Annotated in this window: 18 protein-coding genes and 2 pseudogenes; 14 read left to right on the top strand and 6 right to left on the bottom strand. The window is 70.3% G+C overall.

Features of this window, described 5'->3' with window-relative positions:
- Nucleotides 1-2,868: an NHLP bacteriocin export ABC transporter permease/ATPase subunit gene (locus OG395_RS43310; RefSeq protein WP_327247803.1), complete on the top strand. Its 2,868-nt coding sequence runs from the start codon at nucleotides 1-3 to the stop codon at nucleotides 2,866-2,868.
- Between the two features lie 100 nt (nucleotides 2,869-2,968).
- Here OG395_RS43310 and OG395_RS43305 read toward each other — a convergent pair whose 3' ends face one another.
- Nucleotides 2,969-4,882 (bottom strand): APC family permease, encoded by a 1,914-nt coding sequence (locus OG395_RS43305; RefSeq protein WP_327247802.1) that lies wholly within the window; start codon nucleotides 4,880-4,882, stop codon nucleotides 2,969-2,971.
- 220 nt (nucleotides 4,883-5,102) lie between these two features.
- Between OG395_RS43305 and OG395_RS43300 the strand changes: the two genes are divergently transcribed.
- From OG395_RS43300 to OG395_RS43290, 3 genes are all read left to right on the top strand, one after another.
- Complete coding sequence (locus OG395_RS43300) at nucleotides 5,103-5,693, top strand: hypothetical protein (protein WP_327247801.1); 591 nt, start codon at nucleotides 5,103-5,105, stop codon at nucleotides 5,691-5,693.
- Nucleotides 5,694-5,839: 146 nt separating this feature from the next.
- A complete protein-coding gene (gene lepB / locus OG395_RS43295) occupies nucleotides 5,840-6,520 on the top strand; it encodes a signal peptidase I (RefSeq protein WP_327247800.1) in 681 nt (226 codons plus the stop codon).
- Between the two features lie 222 nt (nucleotides 6,521-6,742).
- Nucleotides 6,743-6,976, top strand: coding sequence for a hypothetical protein (locus OG395_RS43290; RefSeq protein ID WP_327247799.1), 234 nt, complete (start codon nucleotides 6,743-6,745; stop codon nucleotides 6,974-6,976).
- Here the strand turns inward: OG395_RS43290 and OG395_RS43285 are convergent.
- The 3 genes from OG395_RS43285 to OG395_RS43275 are packed head-to-tail and all read right to left on the bottom strand — an operon-like array spanning nucleotide 6,960 to nucleotide 9,580.
- Nucleotides 6,960-7,973, bottom strand: a complete 1,014-nt coding sequence (locus OG395_RS43285; RefSeq protein ID WP_327247798.1) for an NAD(P)/FAD-dependent oxidoreductase — start codon at nucleotides 7,971-7,973, stop codon at nucleotides 6,960-6,962. The two genes, OG395_RS43290 and OG395_RS43285, sit on opposite strands and share 17 nt — an antisense overlap.
- Nucleotides 7,970-8,506: an isoprenylcysteine carboxyl methyltransferase family protein gene (locus tag OG395_RS43280; RefSeq protein ID WP_327247797.1), complete on the bottom strand. Its 537-nt coding sequence runs from the start codon at nucleotides 8,504-8,506 to the stop codon at nucleotides 7,970-7,972. The genes OG395_RS43285 and OG395_RS43280 overlap by 4 nt, the downstream gene beginning before the upstream one ends.
- A gap of 6 nt (nucleotides 8,507-8,512) precedes the next feature.
- Nucleotides 8,513-9,580, bottom strand: coding sequence for a type III polyketide synthase (locus tag OG395_RS43275; RefSeq protein ID WP_327247796.1), 1,068 nt, complete (start codon nucleotides 9,578-9,580; stop codon nucleotides 8,513-8,515).
- A gap of 42 nt (nucleotides 9,581-9,622) precedes the next feature.
- Here OG395_RS43275 and OG395_RS43270 point away from each other — a divergent pair, with 42 nt between their 5' ends.
- Together OG395_RS43270 and OG395_RS43265 are read left to right on the top strand one after the other, a co-directional pair.
- Nucleotides 9,623-10,525, top strand: coding sequence for a UbiA family prenyltransferase (locus OG395_RS43270; RefSeq protein ID WP_327247795.1), 903 nt, complete (start codon nucleotides 9,623-9,625; stop codon nucleotides 10,523-10,525).
- Nucleotides 10,526-10,774: 249 nt separating this feature from the next.
- Nucleotides 10,775-11,170: a nitroreductase/quinone reductase family protein gene (locus OG395_RS43265; protein WP_327247794.1), complete on the top strand. Its 396-nt coding sequence runs from the start codon at nucleotides 10,775-10,777 to the stop codon at nucleotides 11,168-11,170.
- Nucleotides 11,171-11,189: 19 nt separating this feature from the next.
- Here OG395_RS43265 and OG395_RS43260 read toward each other — a convergent pair whose 3' ends face one another.
- Nucleotides 11,190-12,182 (bottom strand): aldo/keto reductase, encoded by a 993-nt coding sequence (locus OG395_RS43260; protein WP_327247793.1) that lies wholly within the window; start codon nucleotides 12,180-12,182, stop codon nucleotides 11,190-11,192.
- Between the two features lie 163 nt (nucleotides 12,183-12,345).
- On the opposite strand from OG395_RS43260, the gene OG395_RS43255 reads away from it, so the two are divergent.
- The 5 genes from OG395_RS43255 to OG395_RS43235 all read left to right on the top strand — a co-directional run bounded on the left by OG395_RS43255 (nucleotide 12,346) and on the right by OG395_RS43235 (nucleotide 18,016).
- Nucleotides 12,346-13,167: a HEAT repeat domain-containing protein gene (locus tag OG395_RS43255; RefSeq protein WP_327247792.1), complete on the top strand. Its 822-nt coding sequence runs from the start codon at nucleotides 12,346-12,348 to the stop codon at nucleotides 13,165-13,167.
- Nucleotides 13,155-14,027 carry a metallophosphoesterase family protein gene (locus tag OG395_RS43250; protein WP_327247791.1) on the top strand — a complete coding sequence of 291 codons (873 nt, stop codon included), beginning with the start codon at nucleotides 13,155-13,157 and terminating at the stop codon, nucleotides 14,025-14,027. Before OG395_RS43255 ends, OG395_RS43250 begins: the two co-directional genes overlap by 13 nt.
- Before the next feature lie 416 nt (nucleotides 14,028-14,443).
- Nucleotides 14,444-16,618, top strand: a complete 2,175-nt coding sequence (locus OG395_RS43245; RefSeq protein WP_327247790.1) for a discoidin domain-containing protein — start codon at nucleotides 14,444-14,446, stop codon at nucleotides 16,616-16,618.
- Nucleotides 16,619-16,817: 199 nt separating this feature from the next.
- Nucleotides 16,818-17,552 (top strand): 2OG-Fe(II) oxygenase, encoded by a 735-nt coding sequence (locus tag OG395_RS43240; RefSeq protein WP_327247789.1) that lies wholly within the window; start codon nucleotides 16,818-16,820, stop codon nucleotides 17,550-17,552.
- The gene (locus OG395_RS43235; protein WP_327247788.1) at nucleotides 17,552-18,016 is read left to right on the top strand and encodes an ABC transporter substrate-binding protein; all 465 of its coding nucleotides are present in this window, start codon (nucleotides 17,552-17,554) and stop codon (nucleotides 18,014-18,016) included. The genes OG395_RS43240 and OG395_RS43235 overlap by 1 nt, the downstream gene beginning before the upstream one ends.
- Nucleotides 18,017-18,155: 139 nt before the next feature.
- Here OG395_RS43235 and OG395_RS43230 read toward each other — a convergent pair.
- Nucleotides 18,156-18,296 (bottom strand): annotated as a pseudogene (locus OG395_RS43230) (ATP-binding protein); the annotation flags it as partial.
- 12 nt (nucleotides 18,297-18,308) lie between these two features.
- On the opposite strand from OG395_RS43230, the pseudogene OG395_RS43225 reads away from it, so the two are divergent.
- The 3 genes and pseudogenes from OG395_RS43225 to OG395_RS43215 all read left to right on the top strand — a co-directional run.
- Nucleotides 18,309-19,535, top strand: a pseudogene (locus OG395_RS43225) (amino acid transporter); the annotation flags it as partial.
- A 217-nt stretch (nucleotides 19,536-19,752) separates the two neighbouring features.
- Entirely contained in the window at nucleotides 19,753-20,220 is a 468-nt protein-coding gene (locus tag OG395_RS43220) for a DUF5709 domain-containing protein (RefSeq protein ID WP_327247787.1), read from the top strand.
- Nucleotides 20,221-20,850: 630 nt separating this feature from the next.
- The gene (locus OG395_RS43215; RefSeq protein WP_327247786.1) at nucleotides 20,851-21,258 is read left to right on the top strand and encodes a hypothetical protein; all 408 of its coding nucleotides are present in this window, start codon (nucleotides 20,851-20,853) and stop codon (nucleotides 21,256-21,258) included.
- Nucleotides 21,259-21,356 lie beyond the last annotated feature (98 nt).

The raw sequence follows: 21,356 nt of genomic DNA, 5'->3' as shown, positions 1-21,356 counted from the left end.
GTGGAATCCGTTCACCATCTCGCGGGCACGGGGCCTGACTCGTCCGCCGCAGAGCACGACGCGGTCATCGGCGCCCTGGGAGGGCTCGGCGAACAGCTCGACTGCCACGGTCTGCGCAGGCTTTCGCTGGAAGGGCCGCAGGTGCTGTGGCTCGTCGTGGGCGGCGCCCTGGACCTGTTCGCGGTCGACGCGGCGGCGCAGGGTCACTGGCACTTCCTCGGCCGGCTGGAACCCGGGACGCTGCTGCTGGGGCCCGTCGAGGGACCGCGGCACACTCTGATCGGCAGGCCCCTGCAGGAGTGCGTGCTGCGCCGCATCCCGCTGCGTGAGCTGTACCGGCCGGAGTACGCGGATGCGGCGTACAACGATCAGTACCGCAGCTGGTACGACACCGGCGACACAGCTCTGAGCCTGCTGGAGCACGCCGTGGCACTCGGCGTCGGGCGCAGTCGGCAGGTGCTGTTCGAAGCACCGCTGGACGGCCGGACGACGGTCGACGAGACGGTGGCCGACGACGACATCCTGTGGCTGCCGGTGTCCCCCGGCAGTGTGCAGTACGGCGCCGCGTACAGCGCGGAGGCGGCAGGCGATCTGCTCGTCGACGGCGTGCTGTGGCAGGCCATGGTGAACCAGCAGTACCGCCTGCTGTCCGCGCTGGACCGCTGGATCGAACGGCTGGAGCTCGCGCACGAGGACCGCACGGCAGCCGGCATCAAGGCGGGCGAAGCCGTCCGCGACGAGGCCGACCGGACGCTGGTCTCCTCCATCGGGCGTTCCCGGAGAACCCCTTCGCGTGCGGCCGGCGCCGGCGACGACGCGACGTACGCCGCTTGCCGGCTCGTGGCCGAGGCGGCCGGGATCACGCTCTCGGAACCGTCGATGAGCAAAGTGGTGAGCGACCGGGTCGATCCGGTCGAGCGTGTCGCGATCGGCTCGCGGATCCGTACCCGCCCGGTCCGGCTCGACCGGCGCTGGTGGCGGGAGAACACCGGTCCTCTGGTGGGCCACCGGGCCGCGAGCGGGGCGCCGGTCGCCCTGCTGTGGCGCCGGGGCGGGTACGAGGCTGTGAACCCGGTGACCGGCAGGCGCACCCGCGTCGGCGCGGCCAATGCGGAGGAGTTCGAACAGCGCGCGGTCATGCTCTACCGTCCGCTGCCGGAGCGGCCCATGAGCAAGCGGCAGCTGCTGCGGTTCAGTCTGCGCGGTACCCGGGCCGACGTGCGCAACCTGGCGCTGGCGGGAATGGTGACGGTCGCCCTCGGAGCGCTGGTGCCGATCGCGACGGGACAGGTGCTCGGCGTCTACGTACCCAACGCCGAGAAAAGCCTCATCGTGCAGGTCGCGCTGGCCGTCATCGTCACGAGCTTCGTCTCGGCCGTCTTCATGCTGATGCAGAACCTCACCATCCTGCGGATGGAGGGACGCATCGAAAGCACCCTCCAACCCGCCGTATGGGACCGGCTGTTGCGTCTGCCGACCACATTCTTCACCGAGCGTTCCACCGGTGAGCTGGCGAGCGCGGCAATGGGCATCGGCGCCATCCGCCGGGTGTTGTCCGGCATCGGTCCCGTCGCTGTGCAGGCAGGCACGGTCGGGGCGATGAACCTCGTCCTCCTGTTCTGTTTCAGCGTCCCGCTGGCGCTGACGGCGATCGCGATGCTGATCGTCATAGCCGCGGTGTTCCTCGCCATGGGGCTCTGGGAGCTGCGCTGGCAGCGCCGATTGGTCGAGCTCGCCAACAAGCTCAACAACCAGGCGTTCCAGACGCTGCGCGGGCTGCCCAAACTGCGGGTCGCAGCGGCGGAGAGCTTCGCGTACGCGGCGTGGGCGCGGGAGTTCGCCCGCAGTCGCGAGTTGCAGCAGCGCGCGGGCCGGATCAAGAATCTGACGACCGTCCTCAACGCGGTGTATCTGCCGCTGTGTTCACTGGCCATGTTCGTTCTGCTGGCGGGTCCGGCTCGCGGGTCGATGTCCTCCGGCGCGTTCCTGACTTTCAATACGTCCGTGACCATGCTGCTGACGTCGGTCACCCAGCTCACGGGGGCGTTCGTCTCGGCTGCGGCGGCTCTGCCGATGTTCGAACAGATCAAGCCGGTGCTCGACGAAGCTCCCGAGGTGCGCGGGGCCAGCATCCAGCCCGGCGTCCTGTCCGGCGGGATCGAGGCACGAAACCTCTCCTTCCGCTATACCGATGACGGTCCGCTGGTCCTCGACGATGTGTCCGTCCAGGCGCTTCCCGGCGAGTTCGTGGCCATCGTCGGCCCCAGCGGCTGCGGCAAGTCGACCCTGCTGAGACTGCTCATCGGCTTCGACAGGCCACTGTCCGGCAGTGTGCTCTACGACGGCCAGGACCTGGCATCCCTCGACCAGGCGGCCGTACGACGCAGCTGCGGAGTGGTCCTGCAGAACGCCCAGCCGTTCACCGGATCGATCCTGGACTGCATCTGCGGCACCGAAGTCTTCACCCAGGAAGAGGTGTGGGAGGCCGCCGCGATGGCGGGTCTGGCCGAGGACATCAAGCGCATGCCGATGGGTCTGCACACCATGATCGCGGGCGGCGACTCCATTTCGGGCGGTCAGCGTCAGCGCCTGATGATCGCTCAGGCACTCGTACGCCGACCGCGCATCCTGTTCTTCGACGAGGCCACCAGCGCGCTCGACAACGAGACCCAGCGCATCGTGATCGAAAGCACCCGCACGCTGAACGCCACCCGCATCGTGATCGCCCATCGACTCTCGACGGTCCTCGACGCCGATCGGGTGATCGTCATGTCGGACGGCCGCATCGTCCAGCAGGGACCGCCCGCCGAACTCCTCGCGGACACGAACGGGCGGCTCCACGAGCTGGTCCGGCGCCAGATGCGCTGAACGGACCCTTCGAACACAGAGGTTGCGGCGACTTGCCGCAGCCCTGGACTCCCCATACCCGAGTCCTCTCAGGACGCCCGGACAGGCCTGGGCGGCGGGCTCACGACTGCGTCCCCCGGCGCTGACACGCCTGCGGTACGGCCGGCCTCGGGACGGCCACGTCCAGGTCCAGCCGGAAGCGGAGTCGGCAGATCACCGCATGCGTGTCGCGACGTACCGCATGGGCCACCACCGCACCCCGCTGGTTCTGCAGTACGCGCTGCCAGACGTGGGCGGGTTCGACCTCGGGGATCAGGACGGTGATCCGGGTGCCGGGCTCGGCGGCGGTCAGCTCCCGTACATATGAGGCGATCGGTCGGCCCAAGGAACGGCGGTCCGAGTCGACGCGTATCAGGGGCACTCCCGGGTTCCACAGCGCCCAGTCCCGTTCCAGTGCCTCGCTCAGGGCGCGGTCCTCCGGGTCGGGGTGGCAGACCGTGACCGCCCTGACCTCGTCGCCCAGCGACACCGCGGCCGTCAGCGCCTCGCTGGTGAGGCGGGTCAGAGAGGAGACCGGGACGATGATCAACGAACGGTCGCGGTGCGGCGGTTCGGGGATGCGGCCCACCTCGAGCCTGTCGCCGATCTTCCCGTACGCGCGGTGCACGAACTCGAACGCGGCGACCAGCAGGGGCAGCGCGACCATGATCAGCCAGGCGCCGTCGTGGAATTTGGTGGCGGTGACGACGACGGCGGATACGCCGGTGAGGAGGGCGCCGACACCGTTGAGGAGCGCCTTGCCCGCCCAACGCTCGCCGCGCGTCCGGCGCCAGTGCAGGACCATGCCCGTCTGCGCGATGGTGAAGCCGACGAAGACACCGATCGCGAACAGCGGCACCAGGGTGTTGGTGTCGCCTCGGGAGAAGACGAGAAGGGCGGCGGAGACACCGGCAAGGGTCAGCACACCGTGCCGGTGGACCTGACGGTCCGCCTTCAGTCCGAAGACGTGCGGAAGGTAGTTGTCACGGGCCAGCAGCTTCAGCAGCACCGGGAGCCCGCCGAACGAGGTGTTGGCGGAGAGCGCCAGCAGGATCATGGTGGCGAACTGAATGACGTAGAAGGCCCAGGTGTGGCCGACGGACGCGTCCGCGAGCTGCGCGAGCACGGTGACGCCCTCCACGGGCTGCAGTCCGAAGCGGGAGATCAGGACGGACAGTCCGATCAGCATCACGCCGAGCAGTGCGCCGAGGGCGATCTCGGCATGCTGGGCGCGGCGGACGGCCGGGGCACGGAAGGACGGGACGGCGTTCGCGATGGCCTCGACGCCGGTCAGGGCCGAGCAGCCGGATGCGAATGCCTTCAGCAGGAGCAGTGCGCCGACGGTGGTGGCGTTGTCGGCGAGCACGGAGGCGTGACCGGCGGCCGCCTCCGTGGAGACCGGGGCATCGCGGAAGAGACCGACGGCGATGAGCACCAGGATGGAGCCGACGAAGACGGCGGTCGGCACGACGAACGCACGCGCCGAGTCGACGATCCCCTGCAGGTTCACCCCGGTGATCAGAACGAGGACGAGGAGGCACAGCCACACCCGGTCGTCGTACAGCTCGGGGAACGCGGAGGTGAGCGCTGCCACCCCGGCGGTCACCGCGACGGCGACATTGAGCACGTAGTCCAGGACAAGTGAGGCTGCCGCGACCAGGCTCGTGCGGGCACCCAGATGTGCCTTGGCGACCGCGTAGCTGCCGCCGCCGTCCGGGAAGGCGGCGATCACCTGCCGGTACGAGGCGACGAGCACCGCCAGCAACGCGGCGATCGCAAGGGTGACCGGGAGGGTGAAGCCGAGCCCGTGCGCCCCGGCGGCAGCGAGGACCAGGACGATGGCCTCGGGGCCGTACGCCACCGAGGCCATCGCGTCGAGCGAGAGCGCGGCGAGTCCGGTGACGGCGGTGAGCTTGTGCCGCGCGCCGGTATCGGGGGGTTCCTCGACGTCGGGTCGCTCGACGCTCGGTGCGGCCTCGGTGGTCGGAGCGGACATGGAACGGACTCCTTCTGTTCAGGTCCGCTCAGATTGCGCCCTCGCGTGACGGGCTGCGCCCGGTCCTGTCGCCTCCTTGCCGTCGGCAGACCGTGTTTTCACGCTTTCTTGACCCCGCTCGCCGCTGGTCGTCAGACATCCGTCAGGAGACACGGCTCCGGTGTCAGTGGTTCGTCAAGGCGTGCCGACCGCCTGTTCCGCTCTCCATAGCCTCTGCGCCATGCGACGACCCATCCCCGGGGCAGTACCCGACCCCCACGCCGGCCCTGCCGGCCGCATCAGCCATGCCGACCGTGCCGTCCCGTCCCCGGGCGGGACGGCGCACGACCACCAGTGGGCCGGGGACGTCCGCTTCGCGGGCGGCTGCTCCGTCACGCTGCTGAGCCTCCTCCTGGCGGCCGACGCAGCCGCCGGCCGGCTCACCTGGCTTCGTGTCCTGCTGTGGGCGGCGATCGCCGCGGTGCTGTGTGCAGTCCTGGTACCCCCGCGCGTCTGTGCGGGCACCAGGTGGCTCTCCTCCCGCAGTCTGCTGCGCAGAACGACTGTGCGTACGGACCTCCTGGTGTCCGTGCGCTGGTCCGACGGCGTCGCGCAACGCCTCCTGCTCCGCGACGCCGACGGCCGCCGGGTCGAGCTCGACCCCCGGGTGTTCGTCGCCAATCCGGCTCTCTGGCACCGCCTGGACGAGGACGCGCGCACCTGCGTGGAACGCGGGACGCTGCTCTGCGGGGCGACGGCGCTGCGGCAGCTCGGAGACCGTATCGACCGTCGCACGGCCCGGACCGTGTTCAAGGTCTCCGGCCTGGAGTAAGGGCCTCCAGCGCCGCCGTCCCGTCGTCCTGATCCCCGCCCCGCCGTTGGCCCGTCGCCCGAGACCCTCTACGGTGTCGCTGCACATGTGGGGTGAGAGTGATGACTGCGACGGGAGATCGGCGAATGCGACGCGCGGGACGTGGGGTGTTGATCACGGGAGCCGTACTTGCCGTCCTGGGGATCGTGCTGACGGCGGGGACGCTCTGGACCATCCGCAGCGACTACACGATGGTGACACCCAGGGGCGGGTCCATGGAGCCGACATACGTCCCGGGTCACCGGGTCTTCATCGCGAAGACCGGCGGCGAGAAGACACGGAAGGGCGATGTGGTGCTCTTCAGCGTGCCGGACCGTTACAACGGCGAGGCCGTCATGCAGCGTGTCATCGGGCTCGGAGGCGACCATGTGGTCTTTGACGGGACCCGGTTGACCGTCAACGGGACACCGCTCAAGGAGCCGTACCTGAAGGGGGCGGAGGTCGACGGCGGGCACGGCCCGTACGACGTGAAGGTTCCGGCCGGGCGGATGTTCCTCCTCGGTGACAACCGTGCAAACGCCAACGACTCGCGCTACTTCTCCGGCGAGGGCTCCGGAACCGTGCCCGTGACGGCCGTGCGGGGACGGGCACTTGACGATGCCACCGTGCCGATGGTGCTGGGGCTCGGCGCAATCCTCGGTGTGGCTCTCGCCCTGGCGGGTGCCGTCTGCGCGCTGGTGGGCCTGCTGACACGGGGGCGCCGGGCAACGACACCCCCGCCCTTTACCGGGTACGCGGGTGCCGGGTACCCCGCTCCCGGGGTTCCGCCGCCCTTCCAGCGCCCCTGACGCGGCGCGCGGCCCTCAGCGTTCGACACCTCGCGCGGCCGCGCCGAGGCGGCGGGCGCCCTCGGAGGACGAGGTGGACTCGGTCGCCGACACCGTCACCGAGCTCGCCCGTCGTCACCCGGCGGGCATCTGATGGGGGGATCCGCCCGTGGCAGCCGGTCCGGAGGCGCCACCATCATCACTCCGCGGCACACCAGTACGCCGCAGTCAATGATGGGGCGGATGACCGCGGTGTTCCGGACGCTGCTGTTCGGTGGCCGTGCCCAGGGCGGTCTGTCCGCCGGTCTCCTGGCGGGCGCCATCGGTGCCAGGGGCGCTCTGACCGTGGCCGCGATCGGTTCCGCCGCCGTGGTGATCGGGGTCGTCGTCCCACCGGTCAGCAGACTGCCGTCGGCGGTGAAGGACGAGGCTGCTGAGACAGCCACACCCGGAGAGCCGGTCACGCCAACTGGTTGACCAGGGCGGTGAAGACCGCGGGAAGGCGGGTCGCGGCCGGGACGATACGACGGGCGAGCCGCGGGTGCCGCCGGGCCCGGAGCAGCGATTCGGTGAGCAGGCGGTGGCGCCGGGAGACCTTGCGCCACGCCTGCTCGTACGCCAGTGGGCGGTCGTCCCGGACGCAGCGCACCAGTTGAGCCGCACCGGCGAGGGCCAAGGAGATCCCTTCGCCGGTGAGCGCGTCGATGTATCCCGCGGCGTCCCCGACCAGCAGGACCCGCCCGGCCGCCCGGGATCCGACACGCTGGCGCAGCGGTCCGGCGCCGCGCACAGGGGTGGCGGTGCTCGGGGGCAGATGGCGTGAGAGGAGGGGGAAGTGGGCCAGGTGGCTGTCGAACGGGCCGCGTTCCTCGGTAAGGACGGCGACGCCGACCAGGCGCGGGCCGAGCGGCGTGACATAGGCCTCGGCCCGTGCTGACCAGTGAACCTCGACGCAGTCCGCCCAGGGCTCGATCGCGTAGTGGCGGCGCAGGCCGAACCTCGGTGGCCGCGGATCCGGTCGGTCCAGGCCGAGTTGGCGTCTGATCGGTGAGTGCAGTCCGTCGGCGGCGGCGAGGTAGCGGGCGGTGATGCCGGCTGCGCGGACGCTGTCGGCGCTCTGTCGGACTCCACCCACCCGCGCCGGGATCACCGGTACGCCGAGTTCCGCCGCTCGGCGGGCCAGGGCGGCGTGCAGTTCGGTGCGCCGGACGCCGCAGCCGGGGGCAGGTGCGAAGAGGGCTTCGGCACTGTGGTGGTCGTCGACGTACCGGATGCCGCGCAGGGGGTGTCCGGCGACGGTGATGCCGAGTTCGGCCAGGGCGTGCACGGCCCCCGGCATGAGCCCCTCGCCGCAGGCCTTGTCGATCGGGGTGGGGCGCGGTTCGATGACCACCGCTTCGAGCCCGGATCCGGCGGCGTGGATCGCGGTGGCGAGTCCGGCGGGGCCACCGCCGGCCACCAGAAGGTCGATCACGGCGTGCCCGCGGGAGTCGGCGCCGGGGCGGCCCCGGCCAGAGCGGTGTTCTCGCACCGCACGCGGGTCGCGAGAAGCGGCAGATCGAGGAGCGTGAAACCGGTCGCGGTGAGCCAGTTGGTGTGGACGAGCGGCAGCGCGACGCCCTCGACGATCACGGCGACGTAGTTGGGGTGGCCCAGCCATCGGTACGGTCCGGCGGTGACGAGCGGCAGGTCCGGCACCACGATGACGCGGGTGTTCCAGCGTGGCCCCAGCGTGGTGATGCACCACCAGCGCAGCCCCTGAGCACCGAGGGCCAGGGCGAGCATCGGCCAGCCGAGCGCGGGCAGGAAGGGCCGGTCGCCCAGCCAGGTCTCCCCCAGGCAGCCGGCCAGCAGCGCGGTGTGGAGGGCGACCATGACGGGATAGTGCCCGCGCCCGTACTCGGTTCCGGCGTGGCGACGGCTCCAGGCTGCGTTGCGCCGGGCCGTGACGAGTTCGGCGAGGCGCTCGAAGGCGACCAGGAGGATGAGGACGGTGTAGGGGATCACGGGCGGCTACCAGCGGAGGAGGACTTGTTCGGTGCAGAAACCCGGCCCCATCGCAAGGAGGAGACCGGGCGATCCGGGCGGTGGTGGGTGCGGCGCCAGGATGTCCCTGAGGATGTGCAGGACGGACGCGGAGGAGAGATTGCCGACCTCGGCCAGCGAACGCCAGGTCGCTTCCAGTGCGCGGGCGGGCAGATCGAGCGTCTCGCGTACGGCTTCCAGGACCTGGGGACCGCCGGGGTGGCAGACCCAGGCCGTCACGTCCCGCGTCTTGAGGTCGTGGTCGGAGAGGAAGGAGCGCACCTCGTCGCCGAGCGTTTCGCGCACCAGGTCCGGGAGGTCGGCGCCGAGGACGATACGGAAGCCCGCGTCGCCGATGTCCCAGCCCAGGCTGCGTTCGGTGCCGGGGTAGAGCGTGCTGCGGGTCGCGACCACCTCCGGCCCGCGCTGTTGTCCCCCACGGTGCGGGTGGTCCCGGCCGACCGCGAGGACCGCGGCGGCGCCGTCGCCGAACAGTGCGCCCGCCACCAGGTTCGGCACGGACGCGTCGGTACGTTGCAGGGTCAGCGAACAGAGTTCGACCGAGAGCAGCAGCGCGACCTGCCCGGGGTGGCCGTCGAGGTAGTCGTGGACCCGGGCCAGTCCGGCGGCTCCGGCCACACAGCCCAGACCGAAGATCGGCACGCGTTTCACGTCGGGCCGCAACCCGACCCGTCCGGCGAGGCGCGCCTCCAGCGACGGGGCGGCGATACCGGTGACCGAGGTGGAGATGACCAGGTCGATCTCGCTCGCGTCGAGACCCGCCCGGTCCAGGGCGCCGCGCACGGCCTGCTCCCCGAGCGGGAGCGCGGATTCGATGAACGCGTCGTTGGCCTCTCCGAAGCCGCTCAGGGAGGCGTACCGCTCCAGGGGCAGGGCCAGATGGCGGCCGCGTACCGTGGCGGACGTGTGCAGGCGTTCCAGCACACCACGGTCGGCACCGGGTGGCAGGCACATGTCGGCGAAGGCATGGGTGATCTCGGACTGCTCGTACCGGTGCGGCGGGAGCACACCATGGATCGCGATGATTCGCGTCATCTCGTCACCATACGGGCGGATAACGTGTTTTGATCGAACGTCATGAATCACACTTTTCGGGCACCTTCCGTGTCCGCCTCGGCGCCCGCCGCCGTGCCGTCGGCCGCTCCCCGCCTCGGCCGGGTCGCGGTGGCCCTGTTCCTGTCGGCCCACCCGGCCCCCGCACTGGCCGTCTCCGCCCTGATCACCGCGCTGGCAGTGGCCGCGGGCCGCGATGCGTCCGGCAGCTGCCTGGTCGCTCTGGCCCTGCTCACCGGACAGCTCTCCGTCGGCTGGAGCAACGACCGCATCGACATCGCACGGGACACGGCTGCGAACCGGCGTGACAAGCCGCTCGTGGACGGCGCCGTGAAGGCTCGTACCGTCGCGGTGGCGGCCTGCGCCGCACTTGTCCTGTGCGTCCCCCTGTCGCTGGCGAACGGCGCCGCGGCGGGCGGCGCCCATCTGATCGGGGTCGCCGCCGCCTGGTCCTACAACCTGGGCCTCAAACGAACACCGTTGTCCTGGCTCCCGTACGCCGTCGCCTTCGGCCTCCTGCCCGCCTTCGTCACGCTCGCACTGCCGGGCCACCCCTGGCCGGCCGCCACGCCAGTGGTCGCGGGCGCGCTCCTCGGCGTGGGCGCGCACTTCACCAACGTGCTCCCCGACATCGACACCGACCTGACCGCCGGCGTCCGGGGCCTGCCACAGCGGTTGGGCCGACGCCGGACCCGTACCGTCGCGGCATTCGCGCTGCTCGCCGCATCGGTCGTCCTCGTCCTCGGCCCACCGGGGCCGCCGGACGCGACGAGCTGGACCGGTCTCGTCGTGACCGGGACCCTGGCCGTGGCCGTCTGCCTCCCGCTGCGCTCCGCACCCGACAGCCGCCTGCCGTTCCTGGCCACGCTCGGCCTGGCCGGTGCCGACATCGCGCTGCTGCTCCTGCACGGCGCGGCGCTGGGCTGATCGTCTCTCCCCGGATGCCGCAGCCCGCCCGGCTTCTCGTCCGGGGGTGTCCGGCGGATCGGGGTCGGACAGTCGCGGCGTCCGGTGCGGTGCGTCGCAAGGCGGAGGAGCATCCTGATACTGGGCGTACTCGCTGGGGTCCGACACCGCGGCAGCGTGCCGCAGCTGTCGTTGCGCCCGCCAGGGATGACGGGACAGCCCTTGGGCCGGCTCCGGCGAGAGCTACCGGCAACTACGGGAGGGTCACGCATGTCGCGCTATCACGAGATGAAGTTCCGGGCGGTCACGACGTTCCAGCGGCGGATCGGCAACCCGATTATCCGCCGACTGCCGAATCAGACCCTCCTGGAGACCACGGGACGCACGTCCGGACTGCCCCGCCGCACCCCGGTCGGCGGCCGCCGGGTCGGCAGGGAGTTCTGGCTGGTCTCGGAGTACGGCGAGAAGTCGCAGTACGTACGCAACATCCGGGCGAACCCGGAGGTCCGGGTCCGGATCAGGGGACGCTGGCACGTCGGAACGGCCCATCCGGTCCCGCAGGACGACCCGCGCGCCCGGCTCACGACACTGCCGCGCTTGAACAGCGCGGCAGTCCGGGCGTTCGGCACCGACCTGCTGAGCGTACGGGTCGATCTCCGCGACTGACGGCGACCGGCCGGTCCTGCTACCAGCGCTGGTGGACCGCGGCCCGGATGCGGCGGTCGTAGAGGTCCCGTACCGCGTCCAGCGTCTCCTGCGGCAGCGGCGGAAGCGACGCAGCCGCCGCGTTGGCCCGCGCCTGCTTCACGGAACGCGCACCCGGGATGACGCTGGTGACACCGGGCTGCTGAATGATCCAGCGCAGCGCGGTCTGGGCTGCGGTCGCGCCCTCCGGTGCGAGCCCGGCGAACTCTGCGGCCGCCGCCACCCCGGTCGCGTACTCGATGCCGGAGAAGGTCTCGCCCTGGTCGAAGGCCTCGCCGTGGCGGTTGTACGTGCGGTGGTCCTCGGCGGCGAAGACGGTGTCCTCGGTGTACTTCCCGGAGAGCAGCCCGGAAGCGAGCGGCACCCGCGCGATGATGCCCACACCAGCCGCCAGCGCGGCCGGGAGGACGTCGTCCAGCGGCTTGAGACGGAACGGGTTGAGGATGATCTGGACGCTCGCGACCCCGGGCCGGGCAATGGCGATGAGGGCCTCGGCACACGTCTCGACGCTCACCGCGTAGGCGGCGATCCGCTGCTCGGCGACGAGGGTGTCGAGTGCGTCGTAGACCTCGTCCGAGGAGTAGACGGCGGTGGGCGGACAGTGCAGCTGCACGAGGTCGAGGGTGTCGACTCCGAGATTGGCCCGCGAGCGGTCGTTCCAGGTACGGAAGTTGTCGAGGACGTAGTTCTCCGGAACCTGTTCGGCGCGGCGGCCCATCTTCGTCGCGACGAACACTCCGGCGTCCGGGCGGTCCTTCAGATAGCGGCCGATGAGCTGTTCGCTGCGGCCGTCCCCGTACACATCCGCCGTGTCGAAGAAGGTGACGCCCGACTCGACGGCCGCGTCCAGGACACCGAAGGCGTCCGCCTCCCCCACCTCGCCCCAGTCGCCGCCGAGCTGCCAAGTGCCCTGTCCGACGACGGATACGTCCTGTCCGGTCCTGCCGAGTGTGCGCTTTTCCATAGGGATCATGCTACGTCCATCGGCGCAAGAGACCGGGGGCGACAAGGGCGCCCCATCGCCCCGCCCCGTGCGCCCTTTGCGGTACCGGCCGGGGAGATCTGGTCCCGGGCGGGGAATCGGTGCGCGATCACGACGGTCGGGGTGCCGGTCGACGCTGCCGAAGGGGGCTCTTGTGGGTGTGGACGTGGTGCGGGACCTCGGTCTGCCGGATCGGCGCGACGCCGCGGCAGCCGCACTGGTCGCTCTGGGGAGTGATGCGCTACCGCCGCTGGTGGGGGAGCCGATGGACGAGGCCTCCCAGGTGGTCCGGCGGGAGATCACCGCTGTGCTCGGGCGGATCGGGGGTGCGGGGTTCGAAGCCGTGCTCCGGGGCCTCCTCGACGCGCCCACCGAGGAGTCGCGCCACCGGGTCGGCTTCGCGTTCTCCCGGTACGGCGCGGCCGCCCTCGGCCGCTACGTCGACGCCCCGTCCCACCCGTCGCCGCTGGTCTGCCTCCAGGCCGTCCGCGGGATCCGGCAGTGCGACGAGGCCGGTCTGCCGGCCGTCCCCGCATTGCTGCCGCTGCTCGGGGACCCTGTCCGGGAGGTGGCCCAGCAGGCACAGGACACCTGGTCCTCCGAGGCCGGAGCGTGGTGCCGTTGCTGCAGCGCATCCGCCGGGAAGGTCCGGGCCGGCAGCGGGCGGGGCGTTGACCGTCCTTGCCGAACTCGGGGCGAAACCGCCCTGTCCCCCGCGGACAGGGCCGCGGTCGAGCGGCTCATCCACGTCAAGCTCCTGCCGGCCCTGCCGGAATCCGGCGACCACGCCCGGTGTCATGGTGTCTCGTACATTTCCGGGCCAGATGGTTCGATCGGAGTCGGGAAGGGCGAGCGGGCCTGCCGGCCACACGGGCGCCACGCTCGCCCGCTCCGGTCCCGGACTGTTCCACCACTGACGGGAAGTGTCGGGGACGGCCGGGTGCGAAACCCACGGAACGAGGAGTGCTTGCCCTGAACGGACAGCTGCTGGCGGTCAGCGACTTGCACGTCGCCTACGCCGATAACCGTGCCATCGTGTCGTCCCTGCGTCCCGGCACCGACGCCGACTGGCTCGTCGTCGCAGGCGATGTCGCCGAGAAGGTCGCCGACATCGAGCAGGCGCTGAAGATGCTCAGCGAGCGCTTCGCGAAGGTCGTGTGGGTCCCCGGGAACCATGAGTTGTGGACCCACCCGCGCGACCCCGTGGAGCTGCGGGGCGAGGCGCGGTACCTCCATCTGGTCGAGCTCTGCCGGAAGCTGGGCGTCGTCACCCCGGAGGATCCGTATCCGGTGTGGGAGGACGAGGAGGGGCCGGTGACCGTGGCGCCTCTCTTCGTGCTGTACGACTACACGTTCCGCGCACCGGGAACGACCACCAAGGAGGAGTCCCTCGCCTATGCCCACAGGACCGGGGTCGTCTGCACCGACGAGCACCTCCTCCACCCCGACCCGTACCCGACGCGCGACGACTGGTGCCGTGCGCGGGTACGGCAGACCGAGCTCCGGCTGGCCGACGTTCCGGAGAACCACCGGACGGTCCTGGTGAACCATTATCCGCTGGTGCGTGAACCGACCGATGTGCTGCGGTATCCGGAGTTCGCCCAGTGGTGCGGGACGGAACTCACCCGGGACTGGCACCGCCGCTTCCGCGCCGCGGCCGTGATCTACGGGCACCTGCACATTCCGCGGGTGACTCACTACGACGGCGTGCGGTTCGAGGAGGTGTCGATCGGCTACCCGCGCGAATGGCGGGCCCGCCCGCCGCGCACCCCGCTGCGGGTCGTCCCGTTGTCGTCACCCTCGACGGACCGGCGCGCGGCCGGGGAGAACGGGTGATCGCGGAGTGCGAGTGACCGGCGCATGCCGCCGACCGGCCGGACCGGCTCAGCACTCCGGCCTGTGGTGGCGCCGACGGGCCGTCCGGGTAGCGGTGTCCCGGCGTTCGCGAGGCCCCGTACCGAAGTGAACGAGGTCGAGGTGGAACCGGTCGGGCATCCCGTCAGCACGGGCGTCGGCACAGCCCACTGAAACGGACGGACCGTCAGCCCCTGTTCCGCACCGCGAGTCCGGCCGCGCCGAAGGGGCGTCCGGTGCGCATCAATTGTTCAACTCTTGTACTCAACAGGCCCTGAAACAGCTCCCGTTGCACATCTATTGACGTGTCCAAAACATGGGTGAAGTATCTCCCGCAGCCGGAGAGCGCTCTCCGGCCACGTCGTGCACCCGTACCACGACTCAGGAGAAACACCTCCATGTACGCACCCCCCGCATACCGCAGACCTGCCCGCCCGGCGGACGGACGGCGTACCGGCGTACTCGCCGCCGTCGCCGGGCTCCTCCTCTCTCTACTGGCGTTCGTCCCCGCGACGCCGGCGAGCGCGGCACCGTCGCTGCTCTCCCAGGGCAAGACCGTGACCGCATCCAGCGAGGAGAACAACGGCACTCCCGCCGCCTCCGCAGTGGACGGCGACAACGGCACCCGGTGGTCGAGCGCCTTCTCGGACCCGCAGTGGATCAAGGTCGATCTGGGCGTCTCCGCCTCGGTCAGCCAGATCGTCCTGAAGTGGGAGGCGGCCTACGCCAACGGCTACCGGATCGAGTTCTCGACCGACAACAGCACCTGGAGCACCGTCTACTCCACCACCACCGGCCCCGGCGGCACGGAGACTCTGAACGTCTCCGGCGCCGCCCGCTACGTCCGGCTGACCGGCACCGCCCGTGCCACGCAGTACGGCTACTCGCTCTGGGAGTTCCAGGTGTTCGGCACCTCCGGCGACCCCCGGATTCCCGGCGGCGGCGACCTCGGACCCAATGTGCTGGTCTTCGACCCGTCGACGCCCGGCATCCAGGCCAAGGTCGACGAGATCTTCAAGAAGCAGGAGTCGGCGCAGTTCGGTGACGGCCGCTATGCGCTGCTGTTCAAGCCGGGCACGTACAACAACATCAATGCGCAGCTCGGCTTCTACACGTCCATCGCAGGGCTCGGCCTCAAGCCGGACTACACCACCTTCAACGGTGATGTGACCGTCGATGCCGGCTGGTTCAACGGGAACGCCACGCAGAACTTCTGGCGCTCGGCGGAGAACCTGGCGCTCAACCCCGTCAACGGAACGGACCGTTGGGCCGTTTCACAGGCCGCGCCGTTCCGGCGGATGCATGTCAGGGGCGGCCTCAATCTCGCTCCCGACGGCTACGGCTGGGCCAGCGGCGGCTACATCGCCGACAGCAAGGTCGACGGCCAGGTCGGACCCTACTCGCAGCAGCAGTGGTACACCCGCGACAGCTCGGTGGGCGGCTGGACCAACGGCGTCTGGAACATGACATTCTCCGGGGTCGAGGGCGCTCCGGCGCAGACTTTCCCCGACCCGCCGTACACCACGCTGGACACCACTCCGGTCTCCCGCGAGAAGCCGTTCCTCTATCTGGACGGCAGCGAGTACAAGGTGTTCGTGCCGGCCAAGCGCACCAACGCGCGCGGCGTCTCGTGGAGCGGCACGCCGCAGGGCGAGTCCATCCCACTGAGCCAGTTCTACGTGGTCAGGCCCGGCGCCACCGCGGCGACCATCAACGCCGCGGTGCAGCAGGGCCTGCACCTGCTGTTCACGCCGGGTGTCTACCACGTGGACCGGACGATCACCATCGACCGCGCGAACACCGTCGTCCTCGGTCTCGGGCTTGCGACGATCATCCCCGACAACGGCGTGACCGCGATCAAGGTCGGCGACGTGGACGGTGTGAAGCTCGCCGGTCTTCTGATCGACGCCGGTCCGCAGAACTCCTCGGTGCTGCTGCAGGTGGGTCCCGAGGGCGCCTCGGCCGACCACTCGGCGAACCCGTCGACCGTTCAGGACGTGTTCGTCCGGATCGGTGGCGCGGGCGCGGGCAAGGCCACCACCAGCATGGTGATCAACAACAACGACACCATCGTCGACCACACCTGGATCTGGCGCGCCGACCACGGCGAGGGGGTCGGCTGGGAGACCAACCGCGCCGACTACGGCCTCCGCGTCAACGGTGACGACGTCCTCGCCACCGGGCTCTTCGTCGAGCACTTCAACAAGTACGACGTGCAGTGGTACGGCGAGGACGGCAGGACGATCTTCTTCCAGAACGAGAAGTCGTACGACGCACCGAACCAGGCCGCTGTCCAGAACGGCAGCACCAAGGGATACGCGGCCTACAAGGTCGACGACTCGGTCGACACCCATGAGGGCTGGGGCCTGGGCAGCTACTGCTACTACAACGTGGACCCGACGATCCGTCAGGACCACGGCTTCGAGGCGCCGGTGAAGTCCGGGGTGAAGTTCCATGATCTGCTGGTGGTGTCACTGGGCGGCCAGGGACAGTACGAGCACGTGATCAACAACACCGGAGCGGCGACGTCCGGCACCTCGACCGTTCCCTCCACCGTGGTGTCCTTCCCCTGATACGGGACCCCCCGGCCGGGCTGAACGAGGCCGTGGGCCCAGCAGCGACCGCTGCCGGGCCCACGGCTCTCTCGCGGCGCACCCCGCCCAGCGCGACGTCCGAATTGCGCCAGCGGTCAAGGGCCCCGAGGGCCGACTCTCGAAGGTGGGACGACAGGGAAACGGCGGCGCCCCGCCCGCACAGCGAAGGAACCCCACCATGACCACGATCACCACCCGCCCGCCGGGCCGCATCACCGACCGCGTCGCCGCAGCGGACTGGCCCTCGCTCAGCGACGAACTGGCCGAGCACGGCAGCGCACTCACCCACCGGATCCTCACCGCTGACGAGTGCCGTGCGATCGCCGCCCTGTACGACGAGACCGAGCGGTTCCGCTCCACCGTCGACATGGCCCGCCACCGCTTCGGCTCCGGCCAGTACCGTTACTTCACCCACGACCTGCCCCAACCGGTACGCGAGCTGCGCGAGGCGCTCTACCCGCGGCTGCTGCCCATCGCCCGCGGATGGGCCGACAGGCTGGGCGGGGCCGCGCCCTGGCCCGACACCCTTGAGGAGTGGGTGGCCATGTGCCACGACGCCGGACAGTCCCGGTCCGCCCAGATCCTGCTGCGATACGGACCCGGCGACTGGAACGCCCTGCACCGGGACGTGTTCGGCGACATGCTCTTCCCGCTCCAGGTCGTCATCGGCCTGGACGCCCCCGGAGTCGACTACAGCGGCGGTGAGTTCGTCATGACCGAACAGCGTCCGCGTGCCCAGTCGAGAGGATCGTCCACGACACTGCTCCAGGGCCACGGCCTGATCTTCACCACCCGAGACCGCCCGGTGCGGTCCGGCCGCGGTTGGTCGAAAGGCCCCATGCGGCACGGCGTGAGCACCATCCGCTCCGGCCGCAGGCGCACCCTCGGCCTGGTCTTCCACGAGGCGGCCTGATGGTGACCGGCGCTCCGGCACTTGCCGCGCACACCGATGCCGAACTGACGTCGCTGCTCGCTCTGTTGACGTCCATGCGTTCACCTGTCCGGTCGGTCGCCGTGGGGCACGCCCGCGACGGCGCGTCCCGTGCGACGGCTCAAGCGTTCATCCGGGCGTGGGAAGCCCTGGACCGAGACGTGCTGACAGTCGTCGACTGGCCGGAGGAGGCCGCCTCCTGGCTGCGACCGGCCCAACGCCTGACCGCGCAGGCCCCGGACGCCTGGGTGCTGGCAGGCGCCCCGCCCGGCGTCGCGCACCTGCTCCGCCGCCTGCGCCGATCCCTCGGCTGGGATCCGGGGCGCACCTTCGGATTCGCCTCGCTCGCCGACCCGCGCATGGTGGAATTCGTCGGCGTGGATGCCCTGGACGGTCTGCGCGGCGCCTCGGCCGACGGCGGCACATGGGAGATCGGCCGCAACTGAAACCGCTCACCCGCAGCGGCCTGCGCCATGTCGTCGCGGTGACGGGAAGATCCGGAGAGGCCCCCGCCCGGACGGTGGCCGTGTGCAGCGTCAGGACCATGGTGAGTCCGCCGCCGGGTGTGTCCTCGGCGGCCAGTGTGCCGCCCATCGCCTCGGTGAAGCCGCGGGCCACCGCCAGGCCGAGGCCCACACTCGAGCCGCGCGGGACGTCGCCGTGACGCTGGAAGGGTTCGAAGACACGGTCCTTCGCCTCGTCCGGTATGCCGGGGCCGAGGTCCACGACCCGCAGTTCGTCTTCCTCAAGGGGTTCCGTGAGGCGATCGGCATCGCGGTGGTGCTCGTCGCGACGTATCTGCTCCTCAACGTCGTCGTCCTGGCCGGATCCGCCTGGCGAATCCTCACCCACCCGGTCAGGATCGGCGACTGGACGGACGCGATGCCCCTGGAGCACTCCTCACCGCTGGCCATGATCGATGTCGCACTGCTGGTCTTCCCGAAGCTCGCGCTCGGCATGTCCGGATCCGAAACCGGTGTCGCCGTCATGCCCCAGGTGCGCGGCGACGCGACGGACACGTACGAGAATCCGGCGGGCCGGATCCGCGGCACCCGCAAGCTGCTCACCACCGCCGCCGTGATCATGAACTGCTTCCTGCTGCACTATCTGCCGCGCTACGGGATGGCGCCGGAGTGGACGCGTGCGGTGCGGCCACTGGTGCTGGTCTTCATGGCGATCGCGGTGTTCATCACGATCTGGTTCAATGCCAACGTCGACGACCAGAGCGGCGCCTACGCGACCGGTGTGCTGGTGCTGATGCTGTCGGCCTCCTTCGCGTCTGCCGTCGCCGTGCAGCGTCGCGGCAACCGCTGGGCCATGATCGGCTTCGGCGCGATCACCGCGGTCTTCGCATACACCCTGGTCACGAACGTGGTCGAGCGGCCCGACGGCATCAAGATCGCCTCGCTGTTCATCATCGCCATCCTGCTGACACTCTCCGCCTCGCGGATCCACCGCGCCTTCGAGCTGCGCGCCGCGGCGGTGACCTTCGACGAGAACGCGGTCCGGCTGATCGACGAGGCCGCAGCGGCCGGACCACTCCGGATCATCGCCAACGAGCCGCAGGAGCACAGCACGGTCGCGTGTCGTGCGAAGGAGTACAGCCAGCGCGAGCAGACCCATATCCCCGACGGCCGCCCCGTGCTCTTCCTGGAGGTCTTCATCCAGGACTCCTCCGACTTCACCGCCACGGTGGCCGTGCACGGCGACGAGAGGCACGGAGTGCGCAGGCTGCGGATGGAGAGCGCGGTGGTGCCCAACACCATCGCGGCCGTCCTGATGGAGCTGCGCGACCGCACCGGCCAGGTCCCGCACGCCTACTTCAACTGGACCGAGGGCCACCCGGTCAGCCATCTGCTGCGCTTACTCGTCTTCGGCGACGGCGAGGTCGCCCCGGTGACCCGCGAGGTGCTGCGCCGGGCGGAGCCGGAACCCGCTCTGCGGCCCCGCGTCCACGTCGGCTGACGTTGGGCCCGGCGGCTCCCGCGCGTTTCCGACCGCCCCCATACGGCGCCTCGGTGAGAGATTCTGCCCGTGGACGGCGCATTCCCCTGAGCAGTGCGTCGGGACGCCGACGCGCTTCCGGTCGTCCCGACGGCCGACACCCCAGATGATGATAGAGAGGACATGGCGCGAAGTGGGACGGTTGTCCCGACGATTCATTCGCGACAGTGGAGGTGCCATGGACGGCGACACCACGATGGGTGACGAGGTCTACCAGCCGGACGGCTCGGAGGTGCAGGACGACGCCGGGCTGCTGGACCCGGCCGACACCCTTGACGACAGGGCGGGCCAGGACCCGCTCGACACAGGCTATTCACCCCCTGAGCGGCCATGGGCCGTGGAACACCATGGTGTCACTGCGGCTGAGCAGCGAGAGGGAGAAAGTCTCGACCAGCGCCTCAGCGAGGAGGAGCCGGACGTGTACGCCCCGGACGGGGACGGGATCGGTGATGTCACCGACACGGACGGTGAGGTCCGGGACGGGGAGGTCGGTGATCTGCGCGCGGGGCGACTGGTCGCGCCCGACGAGGGCGCGCACGGAGACGATGAGAGGTGCATGATCGCCCTCGACATGGGGATCGACGGCGCGGCGGCCTCCGCCGAGGAAGCGGCGGTCCATGTGGTCCCCGACCAGAACAACCAGTAGGCCCCTCGTAGGGGCAGCCCGAGCGCTGATGCCCGTGCCCGGGCTCTCGGCAGAGTTCGGACCATGCGCGCTCGATCCTGTCGCTATGAAAGAGGGAGACAATCCACGTTCAGTGAACGCGGTCGACGAAATCGGAGCGCAACATCTCAAACCTGTCCTGTGAATCGTCAGTGATTCGCCGATGCGCCTTGCCGCGCACCCTCGCAGCCGTTCCGCCCCGGCCTCCAGGACCGTCAGACTCCGCCCCGGAAAACGGTTGAATCATCGGGCGCGCGGTCACCGAGGACGACCGAGTACGCAATGAGCGCGATGAACGGGAAGACGGTGACGTCCCCCACATCCACGTCCGGACACTGACCGCCATGGCCGGATAATCGCAGTGGCATATGCCAGCGCCATCACCACGCCGAGCAGGAACACCGTCGGCCCGAAACGTCGTGACTTCTTCGCGGGTACGGCTTATCCACGTGGCACACCTGCGTGCCCGCCGCTTGTCGGCCACCTCCGTGCTTCCTCTCGGCACAATCAGCAGCGCCGCCGTTCCCGTATACCCCAGGCCTCCCGCGGCCGCGACCGCCCGATTCCCTCACTCCGCGACAGCAGCAGCCGTCACACCAAGGGACTGGACCTGTGACCGACGAACCGACGCTCACCACGCTGGAACGGCTTCATGCCGTCGACTGGTCCGGTGACTGGGACTACGCCTTCGGGCATGCGCAGTCCCGCCGCCTACTGATGCACGAGTATCTGCGGCGCTCCGCCCTGTGGGCGCAGGCCTACGGTGCGGAAGACGCCTGGCCTTTCTTCGACGTCACCGAGTACCTCGACGCGAGGCTCCCGCTCCCCTCGGAACTCGCCGCAGAACTGGACCAGTTACTCACGAAGGCTGCGTACGGCGCCAGGAAGACCTGCGGGGCCGCCGTACGACTCGCGGAGCTCCGCGCGCAGGGCAACACCGGCCTTGAGAAAGTGGGCGGCGCCGAACTCGATGAGTTGATCCGGGCACGGAACGGGAACGTGAGAGTCGTCGTTCCATGAATTCCTGAGCGCGGCATCGGGCGGTCGGAACCCACCCGTCACGGACCCGCCGGTCGAGGCGGTCGACCGGTCGTTGGTGCGCCGGGCCCACCGCGCAC

Source organism: Streptomyces sp. NBC_01320, from assembly GCF_035974375.1.
Lineage (GTDB): Bacteria > Actinomycetota > Actinomycetes > Streptomycetales > Streptomycetaceae > Streptomyces > Streptomyces yanii.
Note: the sequence above shows the minus strand (reverse complement) of the source record. Positions and strands in the feature narration are given on the sequence as shown.

Coding starts and splice junctions, on each gene's coding strand:
- OG395_RS43265 (WP_327247794.1), top strand. CDS start 10,775: ATGTCGCGCTATCACGAGATGAAGTTCCGGGCGGTCACGACGTTCCAG.
- OG395_RS43270 (WP_327247795.1), top strand. CDS start 9,623: ATGAATCACACTTTTCGGGCACCTTCCGTGTCCGCCTCGGCGCCCGCC.
- OG395_RS43275 (WP_327247796.1), bottom strand. CDS start 9,580: ATGACGCGAATCATCGCGATCCATGGTGTGCTCCCGCCGCACCGGTAC.
- OG395_RS43220 (WP_327247787.1), top strand. CDS start 19,753: ATGGACGGCGACACCACGATGGGTGACGAGGTCTACCAGCCGGACGGC.
- OG395_RS43305 (WP_327247802.1), bottom strand. CDS start 4,882: ATGTCCGCTCCGACCACCGAGGCCGCACCGAGCGTCGAGCGACCCGAC.
- OG395_RS43245 (WP_327247790.1), top strand. CDS start 14,444: ATGTACGCACCCCCCGCATACCGCAGACCTGCCCGCCCGGCGGACGGA.
- OG395_RS43290 (WP_327247799.1), top strand. CDS start 6,743: ATGACCGCGGTGTTCCGGACGCTGCTGTTCGGTGGCCGTGCCCAGGGC.
- OG395_RS43240 (WP_327247789.1), top strand. CDS start 16,818: ATGACCACGATCACCACCCGCCCGCCGGGCCGCATCACCGACCGCGTC.
- OG395_RS43235 (WP_327247788.1), top strand. CDS start 17,552: ATGGTGACCGGCGCTCCGGCACTTGCCGCGCACACCGATGCCGAACTG.
- OG395_RS43260 (WP_327247793.1), bottom strand. CDS start 12,182: ATGATCCCTATGGAAAAGCGCACACTCGGCAGGACCGGACAGGACGTA.
- OG395_RS43300 (WP_327247801.1), top strand. CDS start 5,103: ATGCGACGACCCATCCCCGGGGCAGTACCCGACCCCCACGCCGGCCCT.